General features: G+C 70.0%; 19 protein-coding genes. 7 read left to right on the top strand and 12 right to left on the bottom strand.

The window, feature by feature from the left end:
* The first annotated feature begins 30 nt into the window (after window positions 1-30).
* Complete coding sequence (locus RV986_RS04500; RefSeq protein WP_475916134.1) at window positions 31-804, top strand: GNAT family N-acetyltransferase; 774 nt, start codon at window positions 31-33, stop codon at window positions 802-804.
* Between the two features lie 100 nt (window positions 805-904).
* Here RV986_RS04500 and RV986_RS04495 read toward each other — a convergent pair whose 3' ends face one another.
* Complete coding sequence (locus RV986_RS04495; protein WP_475916133.1) at window positions 905-1168, bottom strand: GlsB/YeaQ/YmgE family stress response membrane protein; 264 nt, start codon at window positions 1166-1168, stop codon at window positions 905-907.
* A gap of 233 nt (window positions 1169-1401) precedes the next feature.
* On the opposite strand from RV986_RS04495, the gene RV986_RS04490 reads away from it, so the two are divergent.
* Complete coding sequence (locus RV986_RS04490; RefSeq protein WP_475916132.1) at window positions 1402-2850, top strand: hydrolase; 1449 nt, start codon at window positions 1402-1404, stop codon at window positions 2848-2850.
* Window positions 2851-2988: 138 nt separating this feature from the next.
* Here the strand turns inward: RV986_RS04490 and RV986_RS04485 are convergent, their stop codons facing one another.
* The 3 genes from RV986_RS04485 to RV986_RS04475 all read right to left on the bottom strand — a co-directional run bounded on the left by RV986_RS04485 (window position 2989) and on the right by RV986_RS04475 (window position 8030).
* Window positions 2989-3768 carry a hypothetical protein gene (locus RV986_RS04485; RefSeq protein ID WP_475916131.1) on the bottom strand — a complete coding sequence of 260 codons (780 nt, stop codon included), beginning with the start codon at window positions 3766-3768 and terminating at the stop codon, window positions 2989-2991.
* Between the two features lie 158 nt (window positions 3769-3926).
* The gene (locus RV986_RS04480; protein WP_475916130.1) at window positions 3927-6680 is read right to left on the bottom strand and encodes a glycoside hydrolase family 2 protein; all 2754 of its coding nucleotides are present in this window, start codon (window positions 6678-6680) and stop codon (window positions 3927-3929) included.
* A gap of 168 nt (window positions 6681-6848) precedes the next feature.
* Window positions 6849-8030 (bottom strand): ROK family transcriptional regulator, encoded by a 1182-nt coding sequence (locus RV986_RS04475; protein ID WP_475924179.1) that lies wholly within the window; start codon window positions 8028-8030, stop codon window positions 6849-6851.
* Window positions 8031-8219: 189 nt separating this feature from the next.
* Between RV986_RS04475 and RV986_RS04470 the strand changes: the two genes are divergently transcribed.
* Window positions 8220-9674, top strand: a complete 1455-nt coding sequence (locus RV986_RS04470; RefSeq protein WP_475916129.1) for an APC family permease — start codon at window positions 8220-8222, stop codon at window positions 9672-9674.
* 288 nt (window positions 9675-9962) lie between these two features.
* Here RV986_RS04470 and RV986_RS04465 read toward each other — a convergent pair whose 3' ends face one another.
* From RV986_RS04465 to RV986_RS04455, 3 genes are all read right to left on the bottom strand, one after another.
* Window positions 9963-11900 (bottom strand): GNAT family N-acetyltransferase, encoded by a 1938-nt coding sequence (locus RV986_RS04465; protein ID WP_475916128.1) that lies wholly within the window; start codon window positions 11898-11900, stop codon window positions 9963-9965.
* 443 nt (window positions 11901-12343) lie between these two features.
* Window positions 12344-13345: a hypothetical protein gene (locus RV986_RS04460; RefSeq protein ID WP_475916127.1), complete on the bottom strand. Its 1002-nt coding sequence runs from the start codon at window positions 13343-13345 to the stop codon at window positions 12344-12346.
* A 29-nt stretch (window positions 13346-13374) separates the two neighbouring features.
* A complete protein-coding gene (locus RV986_RS04455; protein ID WP_475916126.1) occupies window positions 13375-15168 on the bottom strand; it encodes an Hsp70 family protein in 1794 nt (597 codons plus the stop codon).
* A gap of 149 nt (window positions 15169-15317) precedes the next feature.
* On the opposite strand from RV986_RS04455, the gene RV986_RS04450 reads away from it, so the two are divergent.
* Entirely contained in the window at window positions 15318-17102 is a 1785-nt protein-coding gene (locus RV986_RS04450) for a helix-turn-helix domain-containing protein (protein ID WP_475916125.1), read from the top strand.
* Between the two features lie 105 nt (window positions 17103-17207).
* On the opposite strand, the gene RV986_RS04445 is transcribed toward RV986_RS04450, so the two are convergent.
* The 3 genes from RV986_RS04445 to RV986_RS04435 form a co-directional block, all read right to left on the bottom strand.
* Entirely contained in the window at window positions 17208-18023 is an 816-nt protein-coding gene (locus tag RV986_RS04445) for an SAM-dependent methyltransferase (RefSeq protein WP_475916124.1), read from the bottom strand.
* Between the two features lie 72 nt (window positions 18024-18095).
* Complete coding sequence (locus RV986_RS04440) at window positions 18096-18308, bottom strand: DUF397 domain-containing protein (RefSeq protein ID WP_475924178.1); 213 nt, start codon at window positions 18306-18308, stop codon at window positions 18096-18098.
* 25 nt (window positions 18309-18333) lie between these two features.
* Window positions 18334-19209: a helix-turn-helix domain-containing protein gene (locus RV986_RS04435; protein WP_475916123.1), complete on the bottom strand. Its 876-nt coding sequence runs from the start codon at window positions 19207-19209 to the stop codon at window positions 18334-18336.
* 306 nt (window positions 19210-19515) lie between these two features.
* Here RV986_RS04435 and RV986_RS04430 point away from each other — a divergent pair, with 306 nt between their 5' ends.
* From RV986_RS04430 to RV986_RS04420, 3 genes are all read left to right on the top strand, one after another.
* Window positions 19516-20067: an ATP-binding protein gene (locus tag RV986_RS04430; protein ID WP_475916122.1), complete on the top strand. Its 552-nt coding sequence runs from the start codon at window positions 19516-19518 to the stop codon at window positions 20065-20067.
* Window positions 20042-20617: a hypothetical protein gene (locus tag RV986_RS04425; RefSeq protein ID WP_475916121.1), complete on the top strand. Its 576-nt coding sequence runs from the start codon at window positions 20042-20044 to the stop codon at window positions 20615-20617. The genes RV986_RS04430 and RV986_RS04425 overlap by 26 nt, the downstream gene beginning before the upstream one ends.
* A gap of 139 nt (window positions 20618-20756) precedes the next feature.
* Window positions 20757-21524, top strand: coding sequence for an ArsR/SmtB family transcription factor (locus tag RV986_RS04420; RefSeq protein ID WP_475924177.1), 768 nt, complete (start codon window positions 20757-20759; stop codon window positions 21522-21524).
* 334 nt (window positions 21525-21858) lie between these two features.
* Here RV986_RS04420 and RV986_RS04415 read toward each other — a convergent pair whose 3' ends face one another.
* Together RV986_RS04415 and RV986_RS04410 are read right to left on the bottom strand one after the other, a co-directional pair.
* Window positions 21859-22299 (bottom strand): SPW repeat protein, encoded by a 441-nt coding sequence (locus RV986_RS04415; RefSeq protein ID WP_475916120.1) that lies wholly within the window; start codon window positions 22297-22299, stop codon window positions 21859-21861.
* Between the two features lie 136 nt (window positions 22300-22435).
* The gene (locus tag RV986_RS04410) at window positions 22436-23038 is read right to left on the bottom strand and encodes a TetR/AcrR family transcriptional regulator (protein ID WP_475916119.1); all 603 of its coding nucleotides are present in this window, start codon (window positions 23036-23038) and stop codon (window positions 22436-22438) included.
* Window positions 23039-23123 lie beyond the last annotated feature (85 nt).

The following is a 23123-nucleotide window of genomic DNA, read 5'->3' as shown; positions in this document are numbered from 1 at the left end:
CTATGGGCGTCGGGGTGCTGGAGTGACCTCATGGATCACGTTGCGGTACTGGCCCTGTTCGACCGGGACATGCGGGAGGACGCGCGGCCCGACGGCCCGGGAGCCCGGGTCGAGCGCGTCGACAAGGTGGTGCGCCAGGTCGGCACCGAGCAGGGCTGGAACGGGGTGATCTGGTCGGACCTGGACGAGTCGACCGCCGATGCCGCCATCGCCGAACAGATGCGCTACTTCGGCGAGCTCGGCCGCGAGTTCGAGTGGAAGCTGTACGGGCACGACAAGCCGGAGGACCTCGGGAAGCGGCTGCGGGAGGCGGGGTTCGTCGCGCAGCCCGAGGAGACCCTGATGATCGCCGAACTGGGCGATCTCGCACTCGACGCCCAGCCGCCCGAGGGTGTACGGCTGTTGCCCGTCACCGACCGCGCGGGCGTCGACCTGGTCGCGGACGTCCACGAACAGGCCTTCGGCACGGACAGCACCCGGATGCGCCACCAGCTCCTCGCCCAGCTCACCGGCGACGGGGACAACGTCGTCGCGGTGGTGGCCCTCGCCGGTGAGGTACCGGTCAGCGCCGCCCGCATGGAGATGGTGCCCGGCACCCGGTTCGCCGGACTGTGGGGCGGCGGCACCGTCGAGTCCTGGCGCGGCCGCGGCATCTACCGCGCTCTCGTCGCCCACCGCGCCCGCGTCGCCGCGGAACGCGGTTACCGCTACGTCCAGGTCGACGCCTCCAGCCAGAGCCGCCCGGTCCTCGCCCGCCTGGGCTTCGCACCCCTGACCACGACGACGCCGTACGTGTACGGATGACACCTCACGACGGTCTCACCGCTCCGGAGCCGGCCCGCTGAGGCGCAGAACCGGGTCACCGCCTGCGCCGCCCCGCAAGGGAGTTGCGGGGGGCGCGGGTTCAGCGGCGCACCTTCGTCCGGTCCAGCGCCGCGACGCCCACCGCCGCGAGACCGATCTGGATGAGCCACTCGATCCAGTCGACGCCCTTGGTGTCGGCCACGCCGAACGCGGCGGCGATCCCCGAGCCGATGAACGCCGCCACGATGCCGACGGCGATCGTCCACAGAATGCCGATGCGCTGGCGTCCGGGCACGACGAGCCGGGCCAGTACACCGATGATGATGCCGATGACAATGGCACTGATGACGCCAGAAATCTCCATGTCCGCCCCTTTTCGTCTTGACCCCCGCACTTAGGTGTGTTCCCCCTGCGGGCGGAGACAGTCCGTTCCATTTTTCGGTCGTCCCCCGGCCGGTCCCGCGGCCTCCTGTTCAGTCGCGTTCCTGCCATGTACCGTTCAAGAATCTGCCGTGCGGTAGACGGCCAACTACCGTTCTACGCGCGCAGACTTGGCGCCCGCACCGCCTCTCCCCACCCCTCATGGAGGTTTGCAGGATGCTCGGATTCAGAAGATCCCGCCACCGACTCACCACGGCCACGGCCGTGTTCGGACTGCTCGTCGCGGGTGCGGCCGTCCAGGCGTCCGCCGCCGCTCCGGCCGCCGCGGCGACCCCGCACCGCATCCTGTTCGACAACGCCCACGCCGAGACGGCGGGCAACGCCGACTGGATCATCTCCACCAGTCAGCCCGACCCGCTGAGCCAGGACTCCTCGCCGTCCTCCGAGACCGACTGGACCGGTGCCCTCTCCTCCTGGGGTGTGGCCCTGCAGGAGACCGGCGACTACAGCCTGAAGACGCTGCCTTCGGGCTCCAGCCTGGCCTACGGCGGCTCGGCGGCCACCGACCTGTCGAACTTCGACACGCTGGTCCTGCCCGAGCCCAACACGCTCTTCACGACCGCGGAGAAGACCGCGATCATGACGTTCGTGAACAACGGCGGCGGTCTGTTCATGGTCTCCGACCACACCGGCGCCGACCGCAACAACGACGGTGAGGACGCGGTCGAGATCTTCAACGATCTGATGACCAACAACAGCGTCGACTCCACCGATCCGTTCGGCTTCTCCATCGACTCGCTGAGCATCACCTCCGACTACCCGAGCGCCATCAGCGACAGCAGCAACGCGGTCCTGCACGGCTCGTTCGGCACGGTCACCAAGAGCCTCATCGCCAGCGGTACGACGGCCACGCTCAAGCCCGCCGACAACTCCGCCGTCAAGGGCCTGCTCTACCGCACCGGTTACTCCGGCAACACCGGCGCCTTCTTCGCCACCAGCACCTTCGGCAGTGGCCGTGTGGCGTTCTGGGGCGACAGCTCGCCGATCGACGACGGCACCGGCCAGTCCGGCAACACGCTGTACGACGGCTGGAACGACACCGGCGCCACCAACGCGGCCCTCGCCCTCAACGCCACCGAATGGCTCGCGGGCGGCAGCGGCAGCGGTGGCGGTGGCGGAGGGGGCGACGGCACCTGCACGGCCGCCCAACTGCTCGCCAACCCCGGCTTCGAGTCCGGCAGCACCTCGTGGACCGCGACCAGCGGCGTCATCACCAACAGCTCCAGCGAGGCCGCGCGCACCGGCTCGTACAAGGCATGGCTGAACGGCTACGGTTCGGCCAACACCGACACGCTCTCCCAGTCGGTCACGATCGCGTCCGGCTGCGCGGCCACCCTGAACTTCTATCTCCATGTGGACACGGCCGAGACGACCACCAGCACGGCGTACGACACCCTGAAGGCCCAGGTCCTCAACAGCAGTGGCACGGTCCTGTCGACACTCGCCACCTACTCGAACCTGAACGCCGCGTCCGGGTACACCCTGCGCAGCTTCGACCTCTCCGGCTACGCCGGGCAGACGGTCACGATCAAGTTCACCGGCACCGAGGGCTCCACCCTGCAGACGTCGTTCGTCGTCGACGACACGGCACTCAACGTGAGCTGAGTACGGGAGATGAGCTGAGTACGAGCCGGGCGAACGGGCGGGCGGGCCCAGGATCGGGCCCGCCCGTGGTGCGCCGGCGGTGTGGGGCCGCCTCGGGCGGCGACTGTGGGCCGGTGGATTCAGATGCGGCCGACCGGGTCAGTGGGCGCGAAGAGTCCTGACGCCGTTGGCCTCGAAGTCGTAGATGTTCTGATTGATCCGGAGACCGTCGACAGCGCCGGTCCACAGGAAGTCGGGGCCCTTGCCCACCGCGGCGGAGTAGATGGTCGGCACCGCGCCACCGTCGTTGAGTGAGGCCTTGAGCTGTGTGAAGGTGCACTGGGCGGCCTGGGTGCAGAATGTCTCGTTGCCCGTGAGGTACCAGTAGCCGGTCGTGGTGGCGTCGAGGTAGGGGCTCCAACGGTTCGTCACCGGGGCCGCGTCGGGCACCCAGACCAGCGTGGAGTATGTGTCGCCCGGATGCGCGGCCACGTTCGGATTGATCTCGAACTTGATGTTCGGCAGGTTCCGCGGGCCCCCGTAGCCGACGTTCTCGCCGGTCTGGAAGACGTGGAACCCGACCTTGTTCAGGCTCAGCACCCGGTCACCGTAGAAGTCGATCTCGTTGCCGAAGTCCACCTTCTCGCTGCGCGGATTGAGCGAGGTGGACTGGTCCGCCACTTCGATTCCCAGACTGCCTTGTCCGTAGGGCGGCCGGTTGTAGGGGGCCGGTACGCCGAACGAGCCGTACGGGCCGTACCTGAGTGCGGCGACGGGAGAGCCGATCGTGTTGCGGGTGATCACGCCCCAGTGTTCTGAGCGTGACTGGTTTCCCTCAGCGAGAGCAGGAACCGTTCCCGGGACGGTCGAGGCGAAGATCGCGGCCAGTGCGGTGACCGCAAGCGCCTTTCCTCGGCTCAGGCCAAAACGAGCGTTCACACTCACTCCTTGCAGGTAGTCGAAGGGCCGGACGTGCGCCGGTGTTCGGCCGGCGCGACGCCCGCCACGGTATTCGACTCTCCGTAGCGGAAATGGTGGCGACATGCTGTTGATATATGATTATTTTGGTCATAAGCCATGAAAAGCATGTACTACTATTACTTTCCGTGACTGATGGACTCGGTGTCGGCTGCCGGGGAGGTCGTCTCCGGCGTGTTCCAGCCCGAGACCCGTACCCGGGGAGCGGAGCCGTGCAGATCGGCCGTCCGGTAGGTGGCGGTGAGCGTCGTCGCCTCGCCCGGCCACAGACTGATCTGGTTGTCGGACCACTGAACCGGCAGTACGGGCCTGCCCGCGGAGTCCACGACGTGCGCATCGGTCAGCAGCGACGGCGTCTTCCCGGTCCCGGTGTTCCGTAGCGTGACCGTCGTCGTGGACGTGCCGTCCGGCCCGGGCTTCGTCGAAGCCGTCGCCGAGACCGGCACCTGCGCCATGGAGCCGAGCCCCTTCAGATCCGCGTAGCTCGTCGTCGGCGTGTAGTACCAGTCGGTGTTGGCCCAGTCGAGGGTGTCGGCCCTGGAGGAGAGCCAGTAGACGTTGCGGCTGACCTCCCTGCCGGTGGCGTCGGTCAGGAGCAGGCGTGCCAGGTAGGTCGTCGACAGGCCGCTCACCGAGGACGGCACGGTGAGCGGAGCGCTGTGGGCGCCGTCCCCGCCCGCACTCACCCCGGCCGCCGTCCTGTCGTACTTCTGCGTACCGTCGGTGTTGAAGAGCGTGACCCGGGCCGTGAGTCCGGACGCCGGGGCGTGCCGGTTGTTCACGACCACGACCGAGCGGTCGTCGTAGGAGTACTGGATGTGCAGCGGCTCGTTCGCCTTCCGGGCGCCGAAGTAGGCACCGCCCTGGTCGAGGTAACGGTCCATCAACTGCCAGTGCAGCGAAGTCCATCCGCTGTTGAACATCCAGTAGACGACACCGGTCGAGGGCTTCGAGGAGTCGGTGGCGTTGCGCCCGTACGCCTCGAACTGCGCGCGTACGTTCTCGTACTGGGCGAGCTGCGCCTTGCGTACGTAGTCGGTGAGGCCGCTCGGTGCGCCGTACCGGCCGGCGAGCGCGGCGTCGTAGAGCTTGAGCGTGCCGAAGGTCGACGACGGCGAGCGGTGGTACTGCTTGGCGTCCGGGTTCTTCCAGAGGGTGTCCAGCTCGGTGGGGGACATCATGCGGCGCAGGGTGTCGAGGGTGGGGATGTCGGGGCCCGCGCTGGTCTCGGAATTGAAGCCGGTCGCGCCGCCCTCGCGCTTGGCGTACCAGTAGTTCGGCGGCACCCAGTCGTAGGGCCCGGTCATCTTCATGCCCGAACTGCCGCTGATCGGTGAGGCCTTGTCGGAGGCGGCGGCGACCACGGGGTTCGGCCAGTCGGCGGCCTTCAACGCGTCGAGGTAGTTCTTCTCGATCGTCGCGTCCGGCGCGAAGTCACTGCCGATGAGGAAGGAGATGACGCTCGGGTGGTCGCGCAGACGGGCGGCCTCGGCGGCCATCGACGCCTTGGCGATCGGATGGTCGGCGGCGGTCCACTTGTCGCCGGCCTCGCTGCCGTTGACGTTCCCCTCCCACTTGTCGCAGCACTCCCAGCCCGGCAGGGTGAGGACGCCGTACCGGTCGGCGAGGTCGAAGAACTCGTCGGGCTCGATGTGCCCTTCGAGACGGATGGTGTTGAGGCCGAGGTCGAGCGCGTACTTCAGCCGGTCCTCGACATACGTCCGGTCCCAGCGCAGGAACTCGTCCGGTGACCAGCCGCCGCCCTTGATGAGGAGTTTGCGGCCGTTGATGCTGTACTGCCGGGCGCCGTCGGAGTTGAGCGGGGCCCGCACCTCACGGATGCCGAAGTCCTTGTGCGCGGTGTCCGAGGCGGTGCCGGCGACGGAGGCGGTCAGGTCGAGCCCGTAGAGCGGCTGTGCGCCCATGCCCGCCGGCCACCACACCTCGGGCGCGGTCAGATGGAGCCCGGGGGAGTCGGCGGGGGTGAAGGTCACGGTCCTGGTCTCGTGCGCGGCGAGCGAGACGGTCCTGGCGAAGGAGACGCCCGAGCCGATGCTGCCGGAGACCGTGGCGGTGACGGCGGCGGCCGAGTCGTTGCGGGCCTGCGCCTTGACCGTCAGGTCCGCGGAGGCGAGCGAGGGGACGGCCAGTTCGGTGACGACATGCGCGTCGCGCAGCGCGACCGGGCCGCCGCGGCGGACGAGGACGTCACGGACGATGCCCATGTTCTGGTCGGGCGGCGGCTGGAGCCAGTCCAACCAGCCCATGGTGAGGTTCTGGTTGGGCTGGTTGGGCCGGATCCGGAAGGCGACCGTGTTCGTGCCCGCCCGCACCAGCGAGGTGATGTCGAGTTCGTGGTGGGTGTAGGTGCCCGTGACGTCGGCGGCCGTGGCGACCTGCTTGCCGTTGACGTAGACGTCGGCCGCCGAGATCACTCCGCTGAAGTCCAGGTAGCTGCGCTCGGTGGTGTCGGTGACCGCGAAGTCCGAGCGGTACCACCAGGGGACGGTGAAGTCGGCCTTCGGGATCCGCTGTTGGTTGGTCGAGTAGAACGGGTCGGCGTACTTCCCGTCCGCGAGCAGCGCCGCGAGGACCGTGGACCGGGAGCCCGCCGGGTACCACCCGCTCGCCGGATAGCCCGGGCGTGAGATGTCGGCCGCCGCGTCCGTGACCTTGGCCGTCGACTGGATCGCGTACCCGGAGAGCGCGGTGGCGCTGCCCGGGGCGGAGGCCACTGGGGTGACGTGGGCCCGGGTGGCCGGTCCGGGGCCGCCGCGGGACCCGGCCCACGCCCCCGTCGAGAGGGTGCACAGGAGGCCCAGGGCGACGGCGGTCGTGGCGGGGCGCCGTCTTGCGGCAGGACGGTGGAACACGGTGGTCTCCTTGGGGGGTGGGGAGCATCCGCGCTACGACACTGCGAGCTGGCACTTCAAGTTAGTAAACTTTACTAACTGGGCCCACAAGCTAGGGGGCCGGGAAAGCCGTGTCAATCACCGGTGGTGAGCGCGTCGTCGGCCACCGTCGGGGCGCGCGCGTCCCCCTCAGGAGGCCGAGCGCCGCTCGAACACCACGTCCCTCGCGGTCCCCAGCGCCGTCGCCACCGCGCCGAGGAGCACGGCGTCCTCACCCAGCCGGCCGGGCACGATCTTGGGCCGCAGCGGTGTGAGCGTGCGCAGGGTCTCGCGCACGGGCCGCAGCAGCAGGTCGATGCTGTGCCCCACGCCGCCCCCCAGCACCACCAGATCGGGGTCGAGGACCGCGGCGGCCGCGGCCACCGTGTAGGCGATCCGCTCACCCTCCAGCCGCACCGCCCGCACAGCGGCGGGACTCCCCTCGCGCGCCGCGTCGAACACGGCCTTGGCCGTGAGCTGCCCGGTCATCCCGAACTGCCGCGCGGCCTCGACGACGGCCACCCCCGACACCGCGTCCTCCAGCGTCTCCGGCTCCCGCTGCCCCGGCCACGGCAGGAACCCGATCTCCCCGGCCCCGCCGCGCGCCCCTGTGAACAGCCGCCCCTCGCTGACCACGCCCATGCCCAGACCGGTGCCGATCATGATGTACGTGAAGAGCCGGCTGCCCGCGCCGACGCCGAAGGTGTACTCGCCGAGCGCCGCGAGGTTGGCGTCGTTGTGCACCTCCAGCGGGATGCCCAGCTCCTCGCGCATCCGGTCGAACAGCCCCGCGCGACCCCACCCGGGCAGATGCATCGCATACCGCACCCGACGCCGCTCCTCGTCGTACACGCCCGGCGTGCCCACCACGGCATGCGCCACCTCGTGCGCGCTCACGCCGGAGTCGGCGACCACCTGGTGCGCCGTGGAAACGACCAGGTCGGCCATGGCGCCCGAACTGCGCGCCCGATTGCGCACATCGGCCCGCGCGACCACGGTACCGTCCAGATCGGCGACCGCCACGCGCAGCCAACCACGGCCTATGTCTATGCCGAGCGCGTACCCGGCCGCGGGATCGGGGGCGTACAGCACGGCCACCCGGCCGCGCTCCGGCGCATGAGTGCCCACCTCGTGCACCAGCCCCGCCTCCTCCAGCGCCGCGAGCGCGCTGGAGACGGTCGGTTTCGACAGCCCCGTCTCCCGCGCGAGCTGAGCCCGCGAGGCGGCCCCACCCGTGCGCAGCCGATCCAGCAGCAGCCGCTCATTGGTGCTGCGCAGCCGCTGCCGGTTCCAGGGCTGTTCAGGCTGCGCTACGGCGTCGCTGGCGGGCATCGCACCATTCTCACGCATGCGGAACACCCTCTTGACGCATCTAGTAAGGCTCCTTAACTTTATCGCCCAGTCAGCCTCGCCGGGCGAGCCCGGTGCCGGCCGGACACCCGCCGCCCTTGAACCGTCGGCCGCCCAGTGACTCGGCCGGCACGTCGTACACCTCCCCGCGTCCCGATCTCAGGAGGCCCCATGTCCGGTAGTCCGCCACCCACCGGCGGTTTCGTCCGCCGCGTCGGCCTGTTCCAGGCCACCGCCATCAACATGAGCCAGATGTGCGGCATCGGCCCGTTCGTGACGATCCCGCTGATGGTCGCCGCGTTCGGCGGCCCGCAGGCGATCATCGGCTTTGTCGCGGGCGCGCTTCTGGCCCTCGCGGACGGCCTGATCTGGGCGGAGCTGGGCGCTTCGATGCCCGGCTCCGGCGGCAGTTACGTCTACCTCCGCCAGGCCTTCCAGTACCGCACCGGACGCCTCATGCCGTTCCTGTTCGTCTGGACGGCCATGCTCTTCATCCCGCTGATCATGTCCACCGGCGTGGTCGGTTTCGTCCAGTACCTCGGCTACCTGGCCCCCGACATGGGCAGGACGACGGGTGACCTCATCGGCCTGGGCATGATCGCACTGGTGATCGTTCTCCTCTGGCGAGGCATCGAACACATCGCCCGCATCACGGCCGTCATGTGGGCGGTCATGATCACCTCGGTGCTCCTGGTGATCGTCGCCGCCGCCACCGACTTCAGCGCCCATCTGGCCTTCACCTACCCGGCGCACGCCTTCGAGCTGACCAACGGTCACTTCTGGGTCGGCTTCGCCGCCGGCCTGACCATCGGCATCTACGACTACCTGGGCTACAACACCACGGCGTACATGGGTGCCGAGATCAAGGACCCGGGCCGCACCCTGCCCCGCTCCATCGTCTTCTCCATCCTCGGCATCATGGCGATCTACCTCCTCCTCCAGATCGGCACCCTCGGCGTCATCGACTGGCACCGCATGACCGATCCCGGAGACATCGCCTCCACCTCCGTGGCCTCCGCGGTCCTGGAGAAGACCTGGGGCAAGGGCGCCGCCGACACGGTCACGGTCCTGATCCTCATCACGGCCTTCGCCTCGGTCTTCACCGGCCTGCTGGGCGGCTCACGCGTCCCCTACGACGCCGCCCGCGACCGCGTCTTCTTCCGCCCGTACGCCAGACTGCACCCCAAGCACCGCTTTCCGATGCTGGGCCTGGCGACCATGGGCGTCATCACGGGGATCGGCTTCCTCATCGGCCGCCACACCGACCTCGCCACGCTCATCCAACTCCTCACCACGGTCATGGTGATCGTCCAGGCGCTGGCCCAGATCGTCGCCCTCTCGGTCCTCCGCAAGCGCCAACCGACCCTGACCCGCCCGTACAAGATGTGGCTCTACCCCGTCCCCAGCCTCCTCGCCCTCATCGGCTGGCTCACCATCTACGGCTACGCCGACAAGAACTCCCCGGGCCGCCACCCCATCGAATGGTCCCTGGCCTGGGTGGCTCTCGGCTGCGTCGCCTACGTCGTCTGGGCCCGCCTGGAGAGGGTATGGCCGTTCGGCCCGAGGGAGATCACAGAGGAGTACCTGACCCCGACGCCCCCGGAACCCGAACCCGCCGGAACGTAACTTCCCCCGACCCGCCCCGATACGCCGCAAGCCCGCCCACCGACGTGAGGGAGGTTCTTCGCACGACCCGCAGTCGCCTCGCCCACCGGCGTGAGGGAGGCTCCTCCTACGGCCCGCAGTCGCCCACCGGCGGGAGGGGCCGTGCCGGTACGTCGCAAGCCCGTCGCGTACGTTCGGATCTGGCAGCGGCTCCTTATAGGGCAACGTCTGATCCACCGGCGACGGGCTCGACGTACCGGCACGGCCCCGACCCCACCACCACCCCCGGCACAGGGCGACACCGCACCCCTACGAGCCACCCACCCGTCCACCCCCGTCCTCGCCGAGGCACCACGTCCGCAGCACGACCGCGCGGCCCTTCGCCGTACGGACCACCGGCTCGTCGTCGGTGAGCACGAACCCCGTGGCCTTGGCCACCGCCTCGCTCGCCGTGTTGCCGTCCTCGATGCGCAACAGCACCCGCCGCGCCCCGATGCGCCGCATGGCGTGCTCCACAACGAGCCGCACCGCCCCGGCAGCCAGCCCCCGCCCCCGGTGGGCGGCCCCCACCCCGTACGCGAGTTCGAGGTCCCGTTCATCGGCGGCACTGCGGAACAGCAGGACCTCGCCCAGCGCCGGACCACCGTCCGAGGTGATGGCGAGCTGCACCGCGTGCCCCTCCGCGCGCTTCGCCCGCGCCGCCGCGAGATACGCCCGCGCGGCCTCGACGTCGAACGGCGACACCACCGGAGTCCACCGGTCGATCTCGGGATCGTCGTACAGCGCGACCAGGTCCGGCACGTCCTCGTCGGTCCACTCACGCAGCCGGATCCCCGCCCCCTCCAGCCGCGCCGGGACCGGGAGGGCAACCCCCGACCGGAACCCCGCGGACGCCAAGTACGGGCTCGGCTCCCGCGCGCACCGCAGGGCCGCGCGGATCGCGGCCGTCGGATCCCCCTCGTGGTACGGGCGCTCCGACGGCTCGATGCCGTCCAGGAACTCCTGGTAACGGACGGCGTACGTCAGATGGGCCAGCGGCTCGGCGAGGGCGAGGGCGCGCGCCGGATCACTGCCGGGCACCCGGATCCGCCACGCGTCGGCCCAGGCACGGGCGGCCGCCGCACGGCCCGACTCCGGGAGGAAGTCCTGGACGCGCAGACCGTCCAGGACGGGATGGCCCCAGTAGGCGTCGGCGAAGTCCACGACGACGGGCGGCCCGCCGTCACTGCGCCAGTTGCCGGGGTGGAAGTCACCGTGCACGAGGGTGTCGGGCAGACCGCACGCGGACAACAGATCCCAGCGGTCCACCAACTCCTCCGCCGCGAGCACCTCTTGTCCGGTCAGCTCGCGCGCGACGGGCCCGCCGAGCAGCTCACGCACCCGCGCCGCGAGAACCGGCGCGCTCCAGTCCCGTACCCCGACCCCGAACGAACCCGCGTCCCGTACCTCGGACGAACCCGCGTCCCGTACCTCGGACGAACCCGCGTCCCGTACCTCGGACGAACCCGCGTCCCGTACCTCGGACGAACCCGCGTCCCGTACCTCGGACGAACCCGCGCCCTGTACCCCCGAAGGACCCACGCCCGCGAGAGCCGCCTGCGCCGCCACGAAGCGGTCCATCACGGAGTCGACCATCTCCGGCGAAGCCCCCCAACAGTCCTCACCGGGGATGTGCTCCATCAGGATGCGCCGCTCGCCGGAGCCGAGCAGCGTCGGGACCAGTCCCGGGTCGACCCGCGCGAGGGCGGAGATGACGGTGGCTTCGTCCGTGGCGAAATGGGGTGTCGCCTTGAGCCAGACCGGCCCGCGCGCGGTGGGCAGACGGAAGAGCCCGGCCAGATTCCACGTACGCCGCTGCCGCACCGGCCCGGTCACCGGCCGTCCCGCCGCGGCCAGCGTCCCGGCGGCCCAGTCGAGCAGCTCACGCAGCCCTTCCGCCCGCGCCCAGGGCGACCTGAACACCTCGTCTCCGGCCAACAGCCCTTGATCGAGGGGCCGTTGCTCCAGGAGACCCGGCGCCGGACGCTCCAAGGCCTCGACGTGATACGTCACATGACCGTCCCGGCCGCCCTCGCCTCCGTCGACACTCAGGAGCCGCAGTACGAGGACGGGTACGCCGAGCACCTCCTCCAGCCGCTCCACGACCGGTTCCACCTCGGACCACCAGGGGACGTCCACGGGGAACGGACCACTGACCCCCAGGACGTCGTCCCCCGAGGTCACCCACGCGCTCACAGTTCTCGTCACCGAGAGAGTGTGAGCGACCTGCCCCGTCCCCGGCGAGCGATTATCGCCAGGGCAACAGAAGGGGAGCGGAGCCGATGGCGGCTTGGCGCCGCAGGTCCGAAAAGTTCCCCCCTCGGACCGTCATCGGACTCTGCTCCCCTCCTTCCCCCCTCTTTCCCCGCCCCCCCCGGGCTCGGTGGACCAAATGGACCAGTGGACCAAGCGGACCAGTGGACCAAGCGGACCAGTGGACCAAGCGGACCAGTGGATCAGTGGACCAAGTGGCCCGTGCGACCCACCGACGTTCGTACGGCGTTCCGGGCCGGAGCGCCCCCCGCGCGCCCCGGACCGAAAACCTCCTGTGCCGACTCGCACCTCGGGTCGGACAGGACGTCAGCGGCGAACCTCCCCCGTCGGGAGCGCCCGCCGGTGACGAACTCGTGCGGCGACGTCCGGCGGCGCGCTCAGCCCGCCGCGCCGGACTCGGTGAAGACGATGGGTTCCAGGAGCCGGCGGTCCGCCGCCCGGTATCCCGGACACACCACGAAGGCGATGGGCCGACCGGCCTCGCACGAGAGCCAGAGGGCGTACTGCTGGGGGTCCGCCGGGGTGCCGGGCTCCGCCGTGAAGTCGAAGCGGCTGACGTAGTCGCTCTCCGTCATGGCCCGGAACAGGTTGGCCGCCTCGGAGCCGACCCGCTCCAGCAGCCTCTGGTGATGCGGGTCGAGCCCCACCAGCCCCGAGTCGGTGGTGATACGGGTCAGCTCGTCGAGATCCGGTTCCCCGACCTCGCCGTGTTCGTCGGGGCCGAAGAGCACCAGGCACAACCGGCTGATCAACTCCGCCTGTCGCCGTACGACGTCACGGGGCCGCTCCGTCGCGAGCCGCGGCTGGACCAGGTCGGGCATCCGCTGGGTGTACAACGCCTTGAGCCGCTCGGCGAGTTCGTAGTGGACGAGGAAGTCCTCCCGGGTCAGATCGGCCCGCTCCTCCACCCTGGCCCCGCGCACCAGGTCCAGCACCTCGCCCTGCTCGTCGAGCAACCGGCGGGAGTCCGCGACGGCCGCTTCGGCCGCCTCCATCCGTTCGTCCGTACGGTCGTGACGCAACGTCATGTCAACCAGCCGATCCCTGAGCGGGTCGAGCGCGTCCAGCGCCACCCGCAGCCGTGTGTCGAAGCCCTGCGTCTGGCGGTCCACCCGGTCGGCCCACCCCATCAGTTCGGACCGCATCTCCGAACGCACCTCGGCCCGGTGGGCGGCCGCGTCCGACTCCAGCTTCCGTATCCGCCCCTCCAGGGCCTCCAAGTCATCCAGCCGGATGAGCAGTTGCTTCCATTCGGTCTGCGGGATCAGGAACGCCGTTTCCTGTTCCCGCTCCGGCGGCCGCCGCTCGTGGCCCCCGGGCCGGTCGGCGGACTCGCCGCGACCGTGCGGCCGTTGACCCTTGTCGCGGTTGAAAAACATGTCTCCTCCTTCGGGGCGGCCGTCCATGGCTACATGCGGTCGAAGTCGACGGAGACACGGCTGGTCTCCCCGGAAGCGGGGTCGAAGACCTCGACCCGGAGTTCACAGGCCCCGAAGTAGAACAGCAGCATGACGGGACGCTCCCGCAGCGGTTTGCCGACGGTGCCGCTCAGATCGACGGTCATCCGGCCTATCTCCTCGCATCCGTCCTCGTCGACATACCGCGGATCGGCGGCGGTGGACCGGTACAGGAGCACGTCGAGCTGCTCCTGTACCTCGCGGACCGGCACGATCCGGAAGGGGTACGCGTCGTTCACCCCCACGCTGTCCATGCGCCGGACCGCGATCCCGAACCGGCCGACGCACAGGAGGTCGTCCTCGTCGTCGCGGTACATGAGCATCGTGGGGTCGATGCCCTCCTCGAAGGGCTTGGCCGTCTCGAACCCGTACGTGTACTTCGCCTGCCGGGAGACGAACACGCCCGGGTGGTACGCGAAGTGGACCGCGCCCTCCAGGACCGCGAGGGCCGGGTCCGGCGGGACGAGAATGCGGTGCCGATCGCCGAAGCGGGTGCGCATCCGCTCGCGCAGCCACTCGCACCGGGCGAAACCGCCGACCAGGACCAGGGTCTCGGCCTCGGGTCCCGGGCCGCTGGTCCGCCCGATGTTGGCCAGCTGTTCCGCGACCTTCTCCAGGATGCCGTCCACCATCTCGTCGAGCAGCCCCTCCACCTCGGCGGGAGGCAGGACGAGCTGGCGCGGCACCCCGCCGGCGTCCCGCGTCAGCCGGGCCCGCACCGGCTCGTCCAGGAGGTTCCACACGGTGACCGGAACCTCGATCCGCACCGGATCCATCACACGGGCGACCGAGTCCGCGCCCCGCTCCAGTTCCACCGTCGTCCTGGCCCGCTCCCACTGCCGCGACAGCTTCAGCAGCTCACCGGGGTGGTCCCGCGCGATCCGCTTCAGCACCGCCGGACCGAAGCGCCCGCCGAGCGTCCGGTCACGGAAGGCCTGGTCGACGTACTCCGACCCCAGCCGGCCCCCGGTGGCGAGACCGATCTCGCGCAGCGCGATCGGGCGACCGGCGTCGCTGTCCGACTCGTACGCCGTGATGTCGGCCGTACCGCCGCCGCAGTCGACCACCACGAACCGGAATCCGTCGAGGTGCAGGGGCAGCCGGGCCCGCTCGTCCCGGTCCGCGGCCGCACCGGTCATCCGCAGATGGCAGTAGAGCGCCGCGGCCTCCGGCTCGATGGCCAGCAGCAATCGCTCCGGATCGCCGGGGAACCCCGCGTCGACCGCAGCCTGCCGCATCAACGCCCTGTCCGCGTCGTCCCAGAGCGCGGGGACGGTGATGCACCAGCGGACCTCTCGTTCGGTGTACTTCATCCCCTTGATCTCCGCCACGGCCAGCTCGCGGATCTCCCTGAGGTAGGCGGTGATCAGTTCCCGCACCCGGCCACGGTCGCCGAGGTCGACGAAGCCGCCCGTGGCCGGCATGTCCACCACCGAGCCACCGCTCTTGAGCGCCATCTTGAAGCCGTAGGCGTAGCGGAGCCCGTCGGACTGCCCCTTCGCCAGGGCATCGGCCCACAGGGCCCGGGCCCGGTGGCCCCAGGCGACGGTGTCCCCCTGGTCCGCCACCAGGATCGCGGTGAGGTTCTTGGGGCAGTCCAGCTGCCGACCGGGGAACCGGGTGAAGAACTGCACCCGCCTGGTCCGCGGATCGTCGTTGAGCGGCGACTTCACCGCCCAGGCGAAGCCGGTGCCGTGCGTGCCGAAGTCGACCGCGGCCACCACCTTCGGATCCGCCGAACCCATGACCAGTGCTCCTTTCTGCCGGTGCCCGAGCCCTTGCTCGCTGTAAGCTCGCTCACAGACAGATTGGTGGGTTTCCGCGGCGAAGCGGAGCGGTCGGCTGTTGCCAACGCTTTCTGGCAACAAGGTCCAGAAAGCGGGCCGTTGGGGGGATGGCGATCGAAGACAACGCGTTCGGCGCGGAGCTGCGCCGACGTCGGACCGAGGCCGGAAAGTCGCTCAGCGACCTGGCCGAAGAGGTGCACTGCAGCCGCAGCTATCTGAGCCGGATCGAGACGGGTCAGCGGCGCGTCACGCACGAGCTCGCCCAGTTGTGCGACGAGCGGCTGGAGGCGAAGGGCGCGCTGATCGCCCTGGTTCCCGATCCGTCCGCCGAGCGGATCTCGAAGACGATCGGGACGGGCCCGGGGGAGCGGACCGGCAAACTGCTGAAGTCCGGTACCGGCGCGGGGGGTTCGGCCGCCGCCCGGCAGCGGGACGAGTTCGACCGGCTGCTCCGGCGCGGCGACATCAGCCATGCCACCGGGGACATGCGCGAGGCGGACCGTCTCTACCGGGCGGCGCACGCGACTGCCCAGGGGGACCCGTCGGCCCGGGCGGAGGCCGTGATCAGGATGGCCCGCCGCTGGTCGGACCCCGGGCAGGTCGACCACGAACTCCTGCAACGGATCCGGGAGAGCCTGGCCGCACTGGGCGACGACGGGAGCGTGGAAGCGGCCGCACTGCGCCTCAGGCTCAACGCGCATCTGGCGAAGAAGCTGGCCATGGCCGTCAGCCAGGACACCGCGGCCGGCCAGGTCGGCCCCGAACAGGGCGCGCGACTCGCACGCAGCACCCTGCGACGCCTTCCCGTGGACAGCAAGGACGACGAGACGCGCTGCGAGGTCCTCACCGAATGCCGGTGGGGCCTGTACGATTTCGTGCCCGCCGCCGAATCCCTGACGCTCTCCGAACGACTGCGCGACGCGGCGGCCCGGCACGGCTCGGCCTACTTCCGCGGCGAGGCACTCATGGCCCTCGCCATCGACCAGCTGCGGGCCGGCAAGGTGTACAGCGCGCTGGCCACGGCGAACCAGTACCGCAAGCACGCCGCGGACACCCGCGGTGTGCTGACCGTCTGGCAGCAGCACACCCTGGACGCCCTGCTCGACCTGTGGCACGGCCGGTTCGACCGGGCGGCGGGCTGGATCTTCGGTGAGGCGCTCACGTTCGTCGAGCGATTACCCGCAGATCTCGCCGTCCCCGCCGACAATCTGCAGCAGACCCGCCTCGGCCAGGCCTACTGGCTGCTGCGCGAACAGGGCCGGATGGCCGATCTGTTCGCCTCGGGCCTCGCCGACACCGTCGAACGGCACGGCTACTTCCCGGTTTGGCGGGCCGGCCTGGCCCTCGCGCTCTGCGAGACGGGCCAGTACGCCGAAGGCGCCGACCGACTCGTGGGCTTCGCGCACGACACCGCCGACTTCACCCGGTTCCCGCCGTCAGGATGGGCGGTGCCCACACTCGTCCTGCTCGCCGAGGTGAGCGCCGCGCTCGACGCCCGCGGCGGCTACGAGGCCGAGCTGCGCGAGGTCCTGCCGGCACTGCGCGCACGGCTCGCCGCCCACGACGGGGAGCAGATCGCCCTCGCGGGCTGGCCCACCGTACTGATCGGCCCGACCGCCCGGGCCCGTGGCCTGCTCGCCCTGGCCGCCGGGGAACCGGACGTCGCCCTCGCGCACTTCCGCACCGCGACCGAGCCGGTTCGCTCCTCCCAGCCCCAGTTGGCGCGGTTGCGACTGGCCCGCGCCCGCGCTCTGCGCAGGTCCGGGCGCCCAGGAGCCGCCGCGCATGCCTCCCGGCTCCTGAGGGAGGCGCTGCGCGTGGCCCAGTCCTACGGCATGGCGGGCCTCGCGGCGGAGTGCGGGGCCCTGCTCGACTCGACGGCGGACGCCTGAGGGGTTCGACTCCCTGGCGGACGCCCGAGGACCCCGGATCGAGATGTTCGCCCGCCGGGCCCGTGAGCGGGCGGGCCCGGCGGGCGGGTGGTACGGGGCGGCCGGCTACGGCTTGCGGGCCACTGCCCCGTACATGGCGATGTCCTCGTCGCGGATCGTCTCCGTCTCCGTGCCGTCCGGGTGCCACTTGTGGACCTGGACGATGCCGGGCTCGACGAGTTCGAGGCCCTCGAAGAACTCCTCGGCCTCCGTGTGGGTGCGCAGGCGCATCGGCATGTTGCGCGCCGCGTACTCACGGGCGACGCGGCCCACCTCCTCCGGGGCGAACTCGGCGGTGCCGATGGACATCGCCAGATAGCTGCCCGAGGGAAGGGGTTCCAACAGACGGCGGACGATGCCGACCGCGTCGTCCTCGTCCAGGACGAAGTGGACGATCGCGATCACCGTGAGGGCGACCGGCTGGGTGAGATCGAGGGTGTCGCGCAGCTCCGACGCGCCCAGGATCGTCGCCGGGTCGAGCATGTCCGCCTCGACGTACGCCGTCTTGCCCTCGGGGGTGCTGGCCAGCAGGCCCTGGGAGAGGGTCAGGACGATGGGGTCGTTGTCCACGTAGACGACCCGGGAGTCGGGGGCCACCGACTGGGCGATCTCATGGAGGTTGGGCGAGGTGGGGATGCCGGTGCCGATGTCCAGGAACTGGCGTATCCCTACTTCCTTGGCGAGATAGGCCACCGCACGGTTCATCCAGTCGCGGTTGGCCTTCATGTGGATCGGCAGCGCGGGCCATTCCCGCGCCATCGCGTCGCCCGCCTCCTTGTCGGCGGGGTAGTAGTCCTTACCGCCAAGGATGTAGTCGTAGATACGCGCGGAGTGTGCGCTCTCGGTGTCGATACGGTCGGCAGGCCATCCGTTGTCGGGCAACGCCGCTCTCCCTCAAGGTCGTTGATTCACAGGTGTCGTCTCAAGGTCAACGCTCAAGCAGAACCAGGAGTTTCAGAGCAGGAAGTCGGCGTCCCCCGCCTTCACGCCCGTCAGGAAGCTCGTCATCTCACGAGGAGTGAAAACCAGCGCGGGGCCGTCGGGATCGGTGGACTGGCGCAGGGCGACCCGCCCGTCGCCGAGCTTCTTCGCCTCGACGCAGGCGCCGCCCGCGTCGTCGCTCCACGGCTTGTGCCAGCCCCACGAGCCGAGTTCCCGGGCGGGCATGCCGTTGCGTATGTGGTGGTGCACGTCAGAGCTCCTTGCGAATCGCACCGAGGAGGTCCTCGGTCTTCCGGGCGGGCGCCGACTGCGCGCCCAGCCGGTCCAGAGCCTCGCGATAGACGACGACGTCGTCGTCCTTGTCGAGATACACGGCGCCCACCAGACCGTTGAGGTAGACGATGTCCGGCAGCTCGGGTGCCCTGAACCGGAAGAGATGGAACGCGCCCGCCCGCATGGCCGGATGCGGGCCGTTCTCGAACGGCATGATCTGCAGCGTCACATGGGGGAGCGCGTTGACCTCGATCAGATGGTCGATCTGCGCCCGCATCACCTCGGGCCCGCCGACCGGCCATCTGAGCACGGTCTCGTCCATCACCACCCAGACGCGCGGTGGTTCCGGCCGTGTCAGCAGCTCCTGGCGGCGCATGCGCAGTGCGACCCGGCGCTCGGTGGCCTCCGGCGAGGCGTGCGGATTGCCGGCGCCGAGCAGGGCGTGCGCGTACGCCTCCGTCTGCAGCAGTCCGTGCACGAACTCCGCCTCGTACGCACGGATCTGCAGGGCGGCCTGCTCCAGGCTCAGATAGGCGGCGAACCAGTCCGGCAGAACATCGCGGTACGTGTGCCACCAGCCGCGCTTGTTGGCCTCGCGGACCGACTTCAGGAAGGTGTCGATCTCCTGCTGGTCCGTCACGCCGTAGGTCTGCAGGAGCTTCTCGGCATCCGTGAGCCGGAGCCGGGCCACCTTGGCGGCCTCCATCCGGCGGATGGTGGAGTGGCTGACCCCGATCGCCTGCCCCGCCTGCTCGTACGTCAGTCCCGCCTGGACACGCAGCTCCTCAAGCTGTCTGCCGAGGATCATGCGCAGGACGGAAGGCGCGCCGCCCCAGTCGGTCTCCGCGGACACGGCTTACCCCCTCGCACCGGGCTTCGTAGTCGCAGTCTGTCACGATCATCCGTCGACGGGGGAAGCATGCACCTGGCACATTGCAATTTTCAACTTGTCGGTTGCGAGGTGTTGTTCGCAGATGCCAGAGTGGACCTATCGTCCCTGGCCCGGTGAATGGAGAGGTCGTGCAGCCCAGTTGGGGGAGACGGGGCTGCAACGTGATGCCTTGTGCGGTGAGTTGTGCGCATCTCGCGGCAGTACGGGGCCACGTGGGACAGCACTGGCACCGCACGTGGTGCGAAGGCAGACGAAAGGCGAACGGCGATGACCCCGCCCTCCCTCCCCCAGCCTTTGGGCCGACTACCAGGGGACGAACATCCCCGCCGACCAGGGGTGTTCGCGCTGCCCGCGGCGCCCGCCTCGGTGGGAGTGGCCCGCAGAAACGTTCGTGAACTGCTGACCGACTGGCGCACGGACGAGGAGACGCTGGACAACGCGCTCCTGGTGACCTCCGAACTCGTCACCAACGCCCTGACGCACACCGCGAGCGAGTGGATCGTGTGCAGACTCCACATCGCCGAAGCGCGGCTCCACATCGAGGTCGAGGACCAGCACCGCGGCTGGACCCTGCCGACGCAGCGCCGGGCGGAGCCCGACGAGCAAGGCGGTCGCGGGCTCCTGCTGGTCGACGTGCTGAGCAGCGACTGGGGCGTCAGAGACACCACCGACGGCTCCGGACGCGTCGTGTGGGCCGTACTGCCACTGGAGGGAGGAGAACCCGCCTCGACCGTCCCGGCGCCGACTGCGAACAGCGCCCGGCCCATCCCCCACTCGGCCGAAGGACCCTTACATGATGGAACGACAGCACATTCCTGACCTCTGCGAGCACCTGTCCGCGGGTGATCCGAGCGACCGCCTCGCCACCGTCGACAGCCGTGGCCCCGTTGACCACGCCGGCCGCGGAGCCGCCGTGGGCCCGCACGCGTCCCCCTCCGGCTCCGGCCCGCGCGCGTACATCCCCGCCGCGCCGCCGTACGAGCATCCGGCACGACTGGTGATACCCGCCGAGTTGTCCGCCGGCCTCGGATACGACGCCGTGGGCACCTCCCGGGAGCACGGGGAGCGGATCATGGACTGTCTGCCCCGCGTCGGCTGTGTCTTCGCCGATGCCGACCGATGGTGGTGGATCGTTCCCTCCGGGTCCCACATAGGCGTCACCTGGCCGCACACCACCAGCTACGCGGTCGGTGCCCGGCTGGCCGAACCGTCCTGGACACGAGCCTTTCGGCGGTCGCGAACCGATCGCCCGCGGCTGATCCACAGCCCCGAGGGCGACTCGCCCTACACGCCGCCGATTCCGCTGTACTTCATCACCTGCCGTCTCGCCGGGAGTACCCCGAGCTGGTCGCTCGGCGCGGCTATCTGAGTCGTAGCTTTTCGGACATCTTCGTCACCGCCCTTCGAGCCGCAGGTCCTCCCGGACCTGCGGCTCTTCGGTTCGGCTTGACGTGCAGGTAATTGCCTGCATAACGTTGAGTGTGCGATTGGACAGCGACGACCCCGGAATGGACCAGGTCTTCAAGGCCCTGGCCGACCAGACACGCAGACGGCTGCTGGACCGGCTGCACGAGCACAGCGGTCAGACGCTGGGCGAACTGTGCGAGCACATCGCCATGACGCGTCAGTCGGTGACCCAGCATCTGGCCGTCCTGGAGGCCGCCAACCTGGTCAGCACCGTGCGCCGGGGACGGGAGAAGCTGCACTACCTCAATCCGGTGCCGCTCCACGAGATCCAGGAGCGATGGATCGACAAGTTCGAGCGCCCGCGGCTGCGCGCGCTCGGCGCACTCAAACGACGAGCCGAGGAAGCCATGACCGACAAACCGAGCTTCGTGTACGTCATCTACATCCGGAGCACGCCCGAGAAGGTCTGGGACGCGCTCACCGACGCCGATCTCACCGCCGCCTACTGGGGCCACAGCAATGTCTCGGACTGGCAGCCGGGCTCCCGCTGGGAACACCGGCGTACGGACGGCTCCGGCATCGCCGATGTGATCGGCACCGTCGTGGAGAGCGAGCGTCCGACCCGCCTCGTCGCCACCTGGGCCGCGCCCGAGGACGAGGGGCGGGAGGACAGGTACTCCCGGGTCACCTTCGACATCCGGCCGCACGCCGACATCGTGCGGCTCACGGTGACCCATGAGGACCTGGTCGACGAGGGCATGCTGAACGAGGTGTCCGGTGGCTGGGCGGCGGTGCTCTCCAACCTGAAGTCCTTCATCGAGACCGGCAGCCCGCTGCCGCAGGAGCCGTGGCTGGTGCCCGGCCGCTGAACGCGCGACGCGCGTGGTCACCCGTCGCGCCGAGCGCGATGGGTCGGCTACCCGGCTTCCGGGCTTTCCGGCGTCCGGGGTTTCCTGGCTCCAGGGGCTCCAGGGGCTCCAGGGGCTCCAGGGGCTCCCAGGCGCACAGGGCGCCGGCCCGGGTGGGTGGGAATGGTGAGGCCGGCCCGTGGGGTGGGGGCCGGCCTGTGGTGTTTCTCCGGATTCCTTTCGTGGTGCCGGGCTCAGCGCGGGCATCGACTTCGGGGCTGAGCCCGGGTGGGGCCTTCGGGGCCGTGCCCGCGGAATGTCCGCCGGGCCCGCACCGAAGGATGGTTCGCCGGGGCTACGCCCGGGTGTTGCTCTTCGTCGCCGTGACCGCGCACAGCGCCCCCAGCACCACGGCCAGTACGCCGATGATGATGTTGTTGAGCACGACGCCGGTGTCCGGGCTGGTTCCGACCACCCACGGCGAGATGATCATCCACGCGCCCATCGCGCAGATGGCCCAGCTCAGGCCGTACATCCTCTCCGGCGTGACAGTGAATCCGAGAGCCAGGACAGCTATCGCGACGCCCATGACGAAGTTGTGGGCCATCAGGGCGGGCTGACTCGTCGTGTAGTGGAGTATCCACGGGGACACGGCGCAGTACAGACCGAGCAGGAACACCGGTCCGTCGACGAGCGCCACATCGCGACCACCGAGCATGCGGGCATACCGGTCCCGCATTTCGGAAACATCGGGGTGGGCCGTGATGTCATTTCTGGGGTGCGAGACGTTGGCCATGAGTCGTCTCCTTCGGTCTCTGCAGGCCTGACCGCGGCTGGTGCGGTATGCGGTTGGCGCCGCTTATGTTCATTGTGCTCTTATTTCATCTTTATGTGTAGAGGTTGCCTCTTTGTGTACAGAGGTCGGCCTCTGTTCAGGGGGCGATCAGAAGGCGGGCGACGGCGCGGCGGGCCCGTGTGGGGGCCTGTGGGTCGCGGTGCAGCTGGATGGACTGATTCGCGGCCAGGGCCACGCCGTTGAGCTCGAAGACGAGCTGATCCACATCGGTGCGCGGCGGGAGCTCGCGGGCCTCGACCGCCGTGCCCAGTTCCGCCGCGACATACGCCGACCACGAGGCCAGCGCCTCCAGCACCGCGTCGCGGACCGGGCCGGGCCGACCGTCGAACTCGCTCGCCACCGAGGTGAGGAAACAGCCCCCGTGCCCCTCGCCCTCGGCCATGTAGTCGATCCACTCGTCGAAGGTGCGTGCCAGCCGCTCCGTCCCGGGCCTGGCGCCGACGGCGCGCCCCGGCACCCGTAGCCGGAACCGCTCGACCGCCGCGTCCAGAACGGCGAGTTGAAGCGCTTCCTTGCTGCCGAAGTGGCCGATCACGCCGGCCTTGCTCATCTCCAGATCGATGGCGAGGCGGCCGATGGTGAGGCCTTCCAGGCCCTCGGCGGAGGCCAGCGTGAGGGCGCTCTCGATGATCCGGCCGCGGGTGGCGGCGGTTTCGGCGACGGACTTGCGCGGGCTCATACGACCACTTTAACCTAACGGTCGTTCGCAATTAGCATACGATCGTTCGTTAGATAAATGCCGTCGGGCCGCCGATCGACGCCGA

The sequence above is a fragment of the Streptomyces sp. RLA012 genome (genome assembly GCF_056270325.1).
Note: the sequence above shows the minus strand (reverse complement) of the source record. Positions and strands in the feature narration are given on the sequence as shown.

What these genes read in the sequence shown, in the direction of transcription:
- RV986_RS04500 (WP_475916134.1), top strand. Translation starts at nt 31, where the DNA reads ATGGATCACGTTGCGGTACTGGCCCTGTTCGACCGGGACATGCGGGAG.
- RV986_RS04495 (WP_475916133.1), bottom strand. Translation starts at nt 1,168, where the DNA reads ATGGAGATTTCTGGCGTCATCAGTGCCATTGTCATCGGCATCATCATC.
- RV986_RS04490 (WP_475916132.1), top strand. Translation starts at nt 1,402, where the DNA reads ATGCTCGGATTCAGAAGATCCCGCCACCGACTCACCACGGCCACGGCC.
- RV986_RS04475 (WP_475924179.1), bottom strand. Translation starts at nt 8,030, where the DNA reads ATGCCCGCCAGCGACGCCGTAGCGCAGCCTGAACAGCCCTGGAACCGG.
- RV986_RS04470 (WP_475916129.1), top strand. Translation starts at nt 8,220, where the DNA reads ATGTCCGGTAGTCCGCCACCCACCGGCGGTTTCGTCCGCCGCGTCGGC.
- RV986_RS04460 (WP_475916127.1), bottom strand. Translation starts at nt 13,345, where the DNA reads ATGTTTTTCAACCGCGACAAGGGTCAACGGCCGCACGGTCGCGGCGAG.
- RV986_RS04455 (WP_475916126.1), bottom strand. Translation starts at nt 15,168, where the DNA reads ATGGGTTCGGCGGATCCGAAGGTGGTGGCCGCGGTCGACTTCGGCACG.
- RV986_RS04450 (WP_475916125.1), top strand. Translation starts at nt 15,318, where the DNA reads ATGGCGATCGAAGACAACGCGTTCGGCGCGGAGCTGCGCCGACGTCGG.
- RV986_RS04440 (WP_475924178.1), bottom strand. Translation starts at nt 18,308, where the DNA reads ATGCCCGCCCGGGAACTCGGCTCGTGGGGCTGGCACAAGCCGTGGAGC.
- RV986_RS04430 (WP_475916122.1), top strand. Translation starts at nt 19,516, where the DNA reads ATGACCCCGCCCTCCCTCCCCCAGCCTTTGGGCCGACTACCAGGGGAC.
- RV986_RS04425 (WP_475916121.1), top strand. Translation starts at nt 20,042, where the DNA reads ATGATGGAACGACAGCACATTCCTGACCTCTGCGAGCACCTGTCCGCG.
- RV986_RS04420 (WP_475924177.1), top strand. Translation starts at nt 20,757, where the DNA reads ATGGACCAGGTCTTCAAGGCCCTGGCCGACCAGACACGCAGACGGCTG.
- RV986_RS04415 (WP_475916120.1), bottom strand. Translation starts at nt 22,299, where the DNA reads ATGGCCAACGTCTCGCACCCCAGAAATGACATCACGGCCCACCCCGAT.
- RV986_RS04410 (WP_475916119.1), bottom strand. Translation starts at nt 23,038, where the DNA reads ATGAGCCCGCGCAAGTCCGTCGCCGAAACCGCCGCCACCCGCGGCCGG.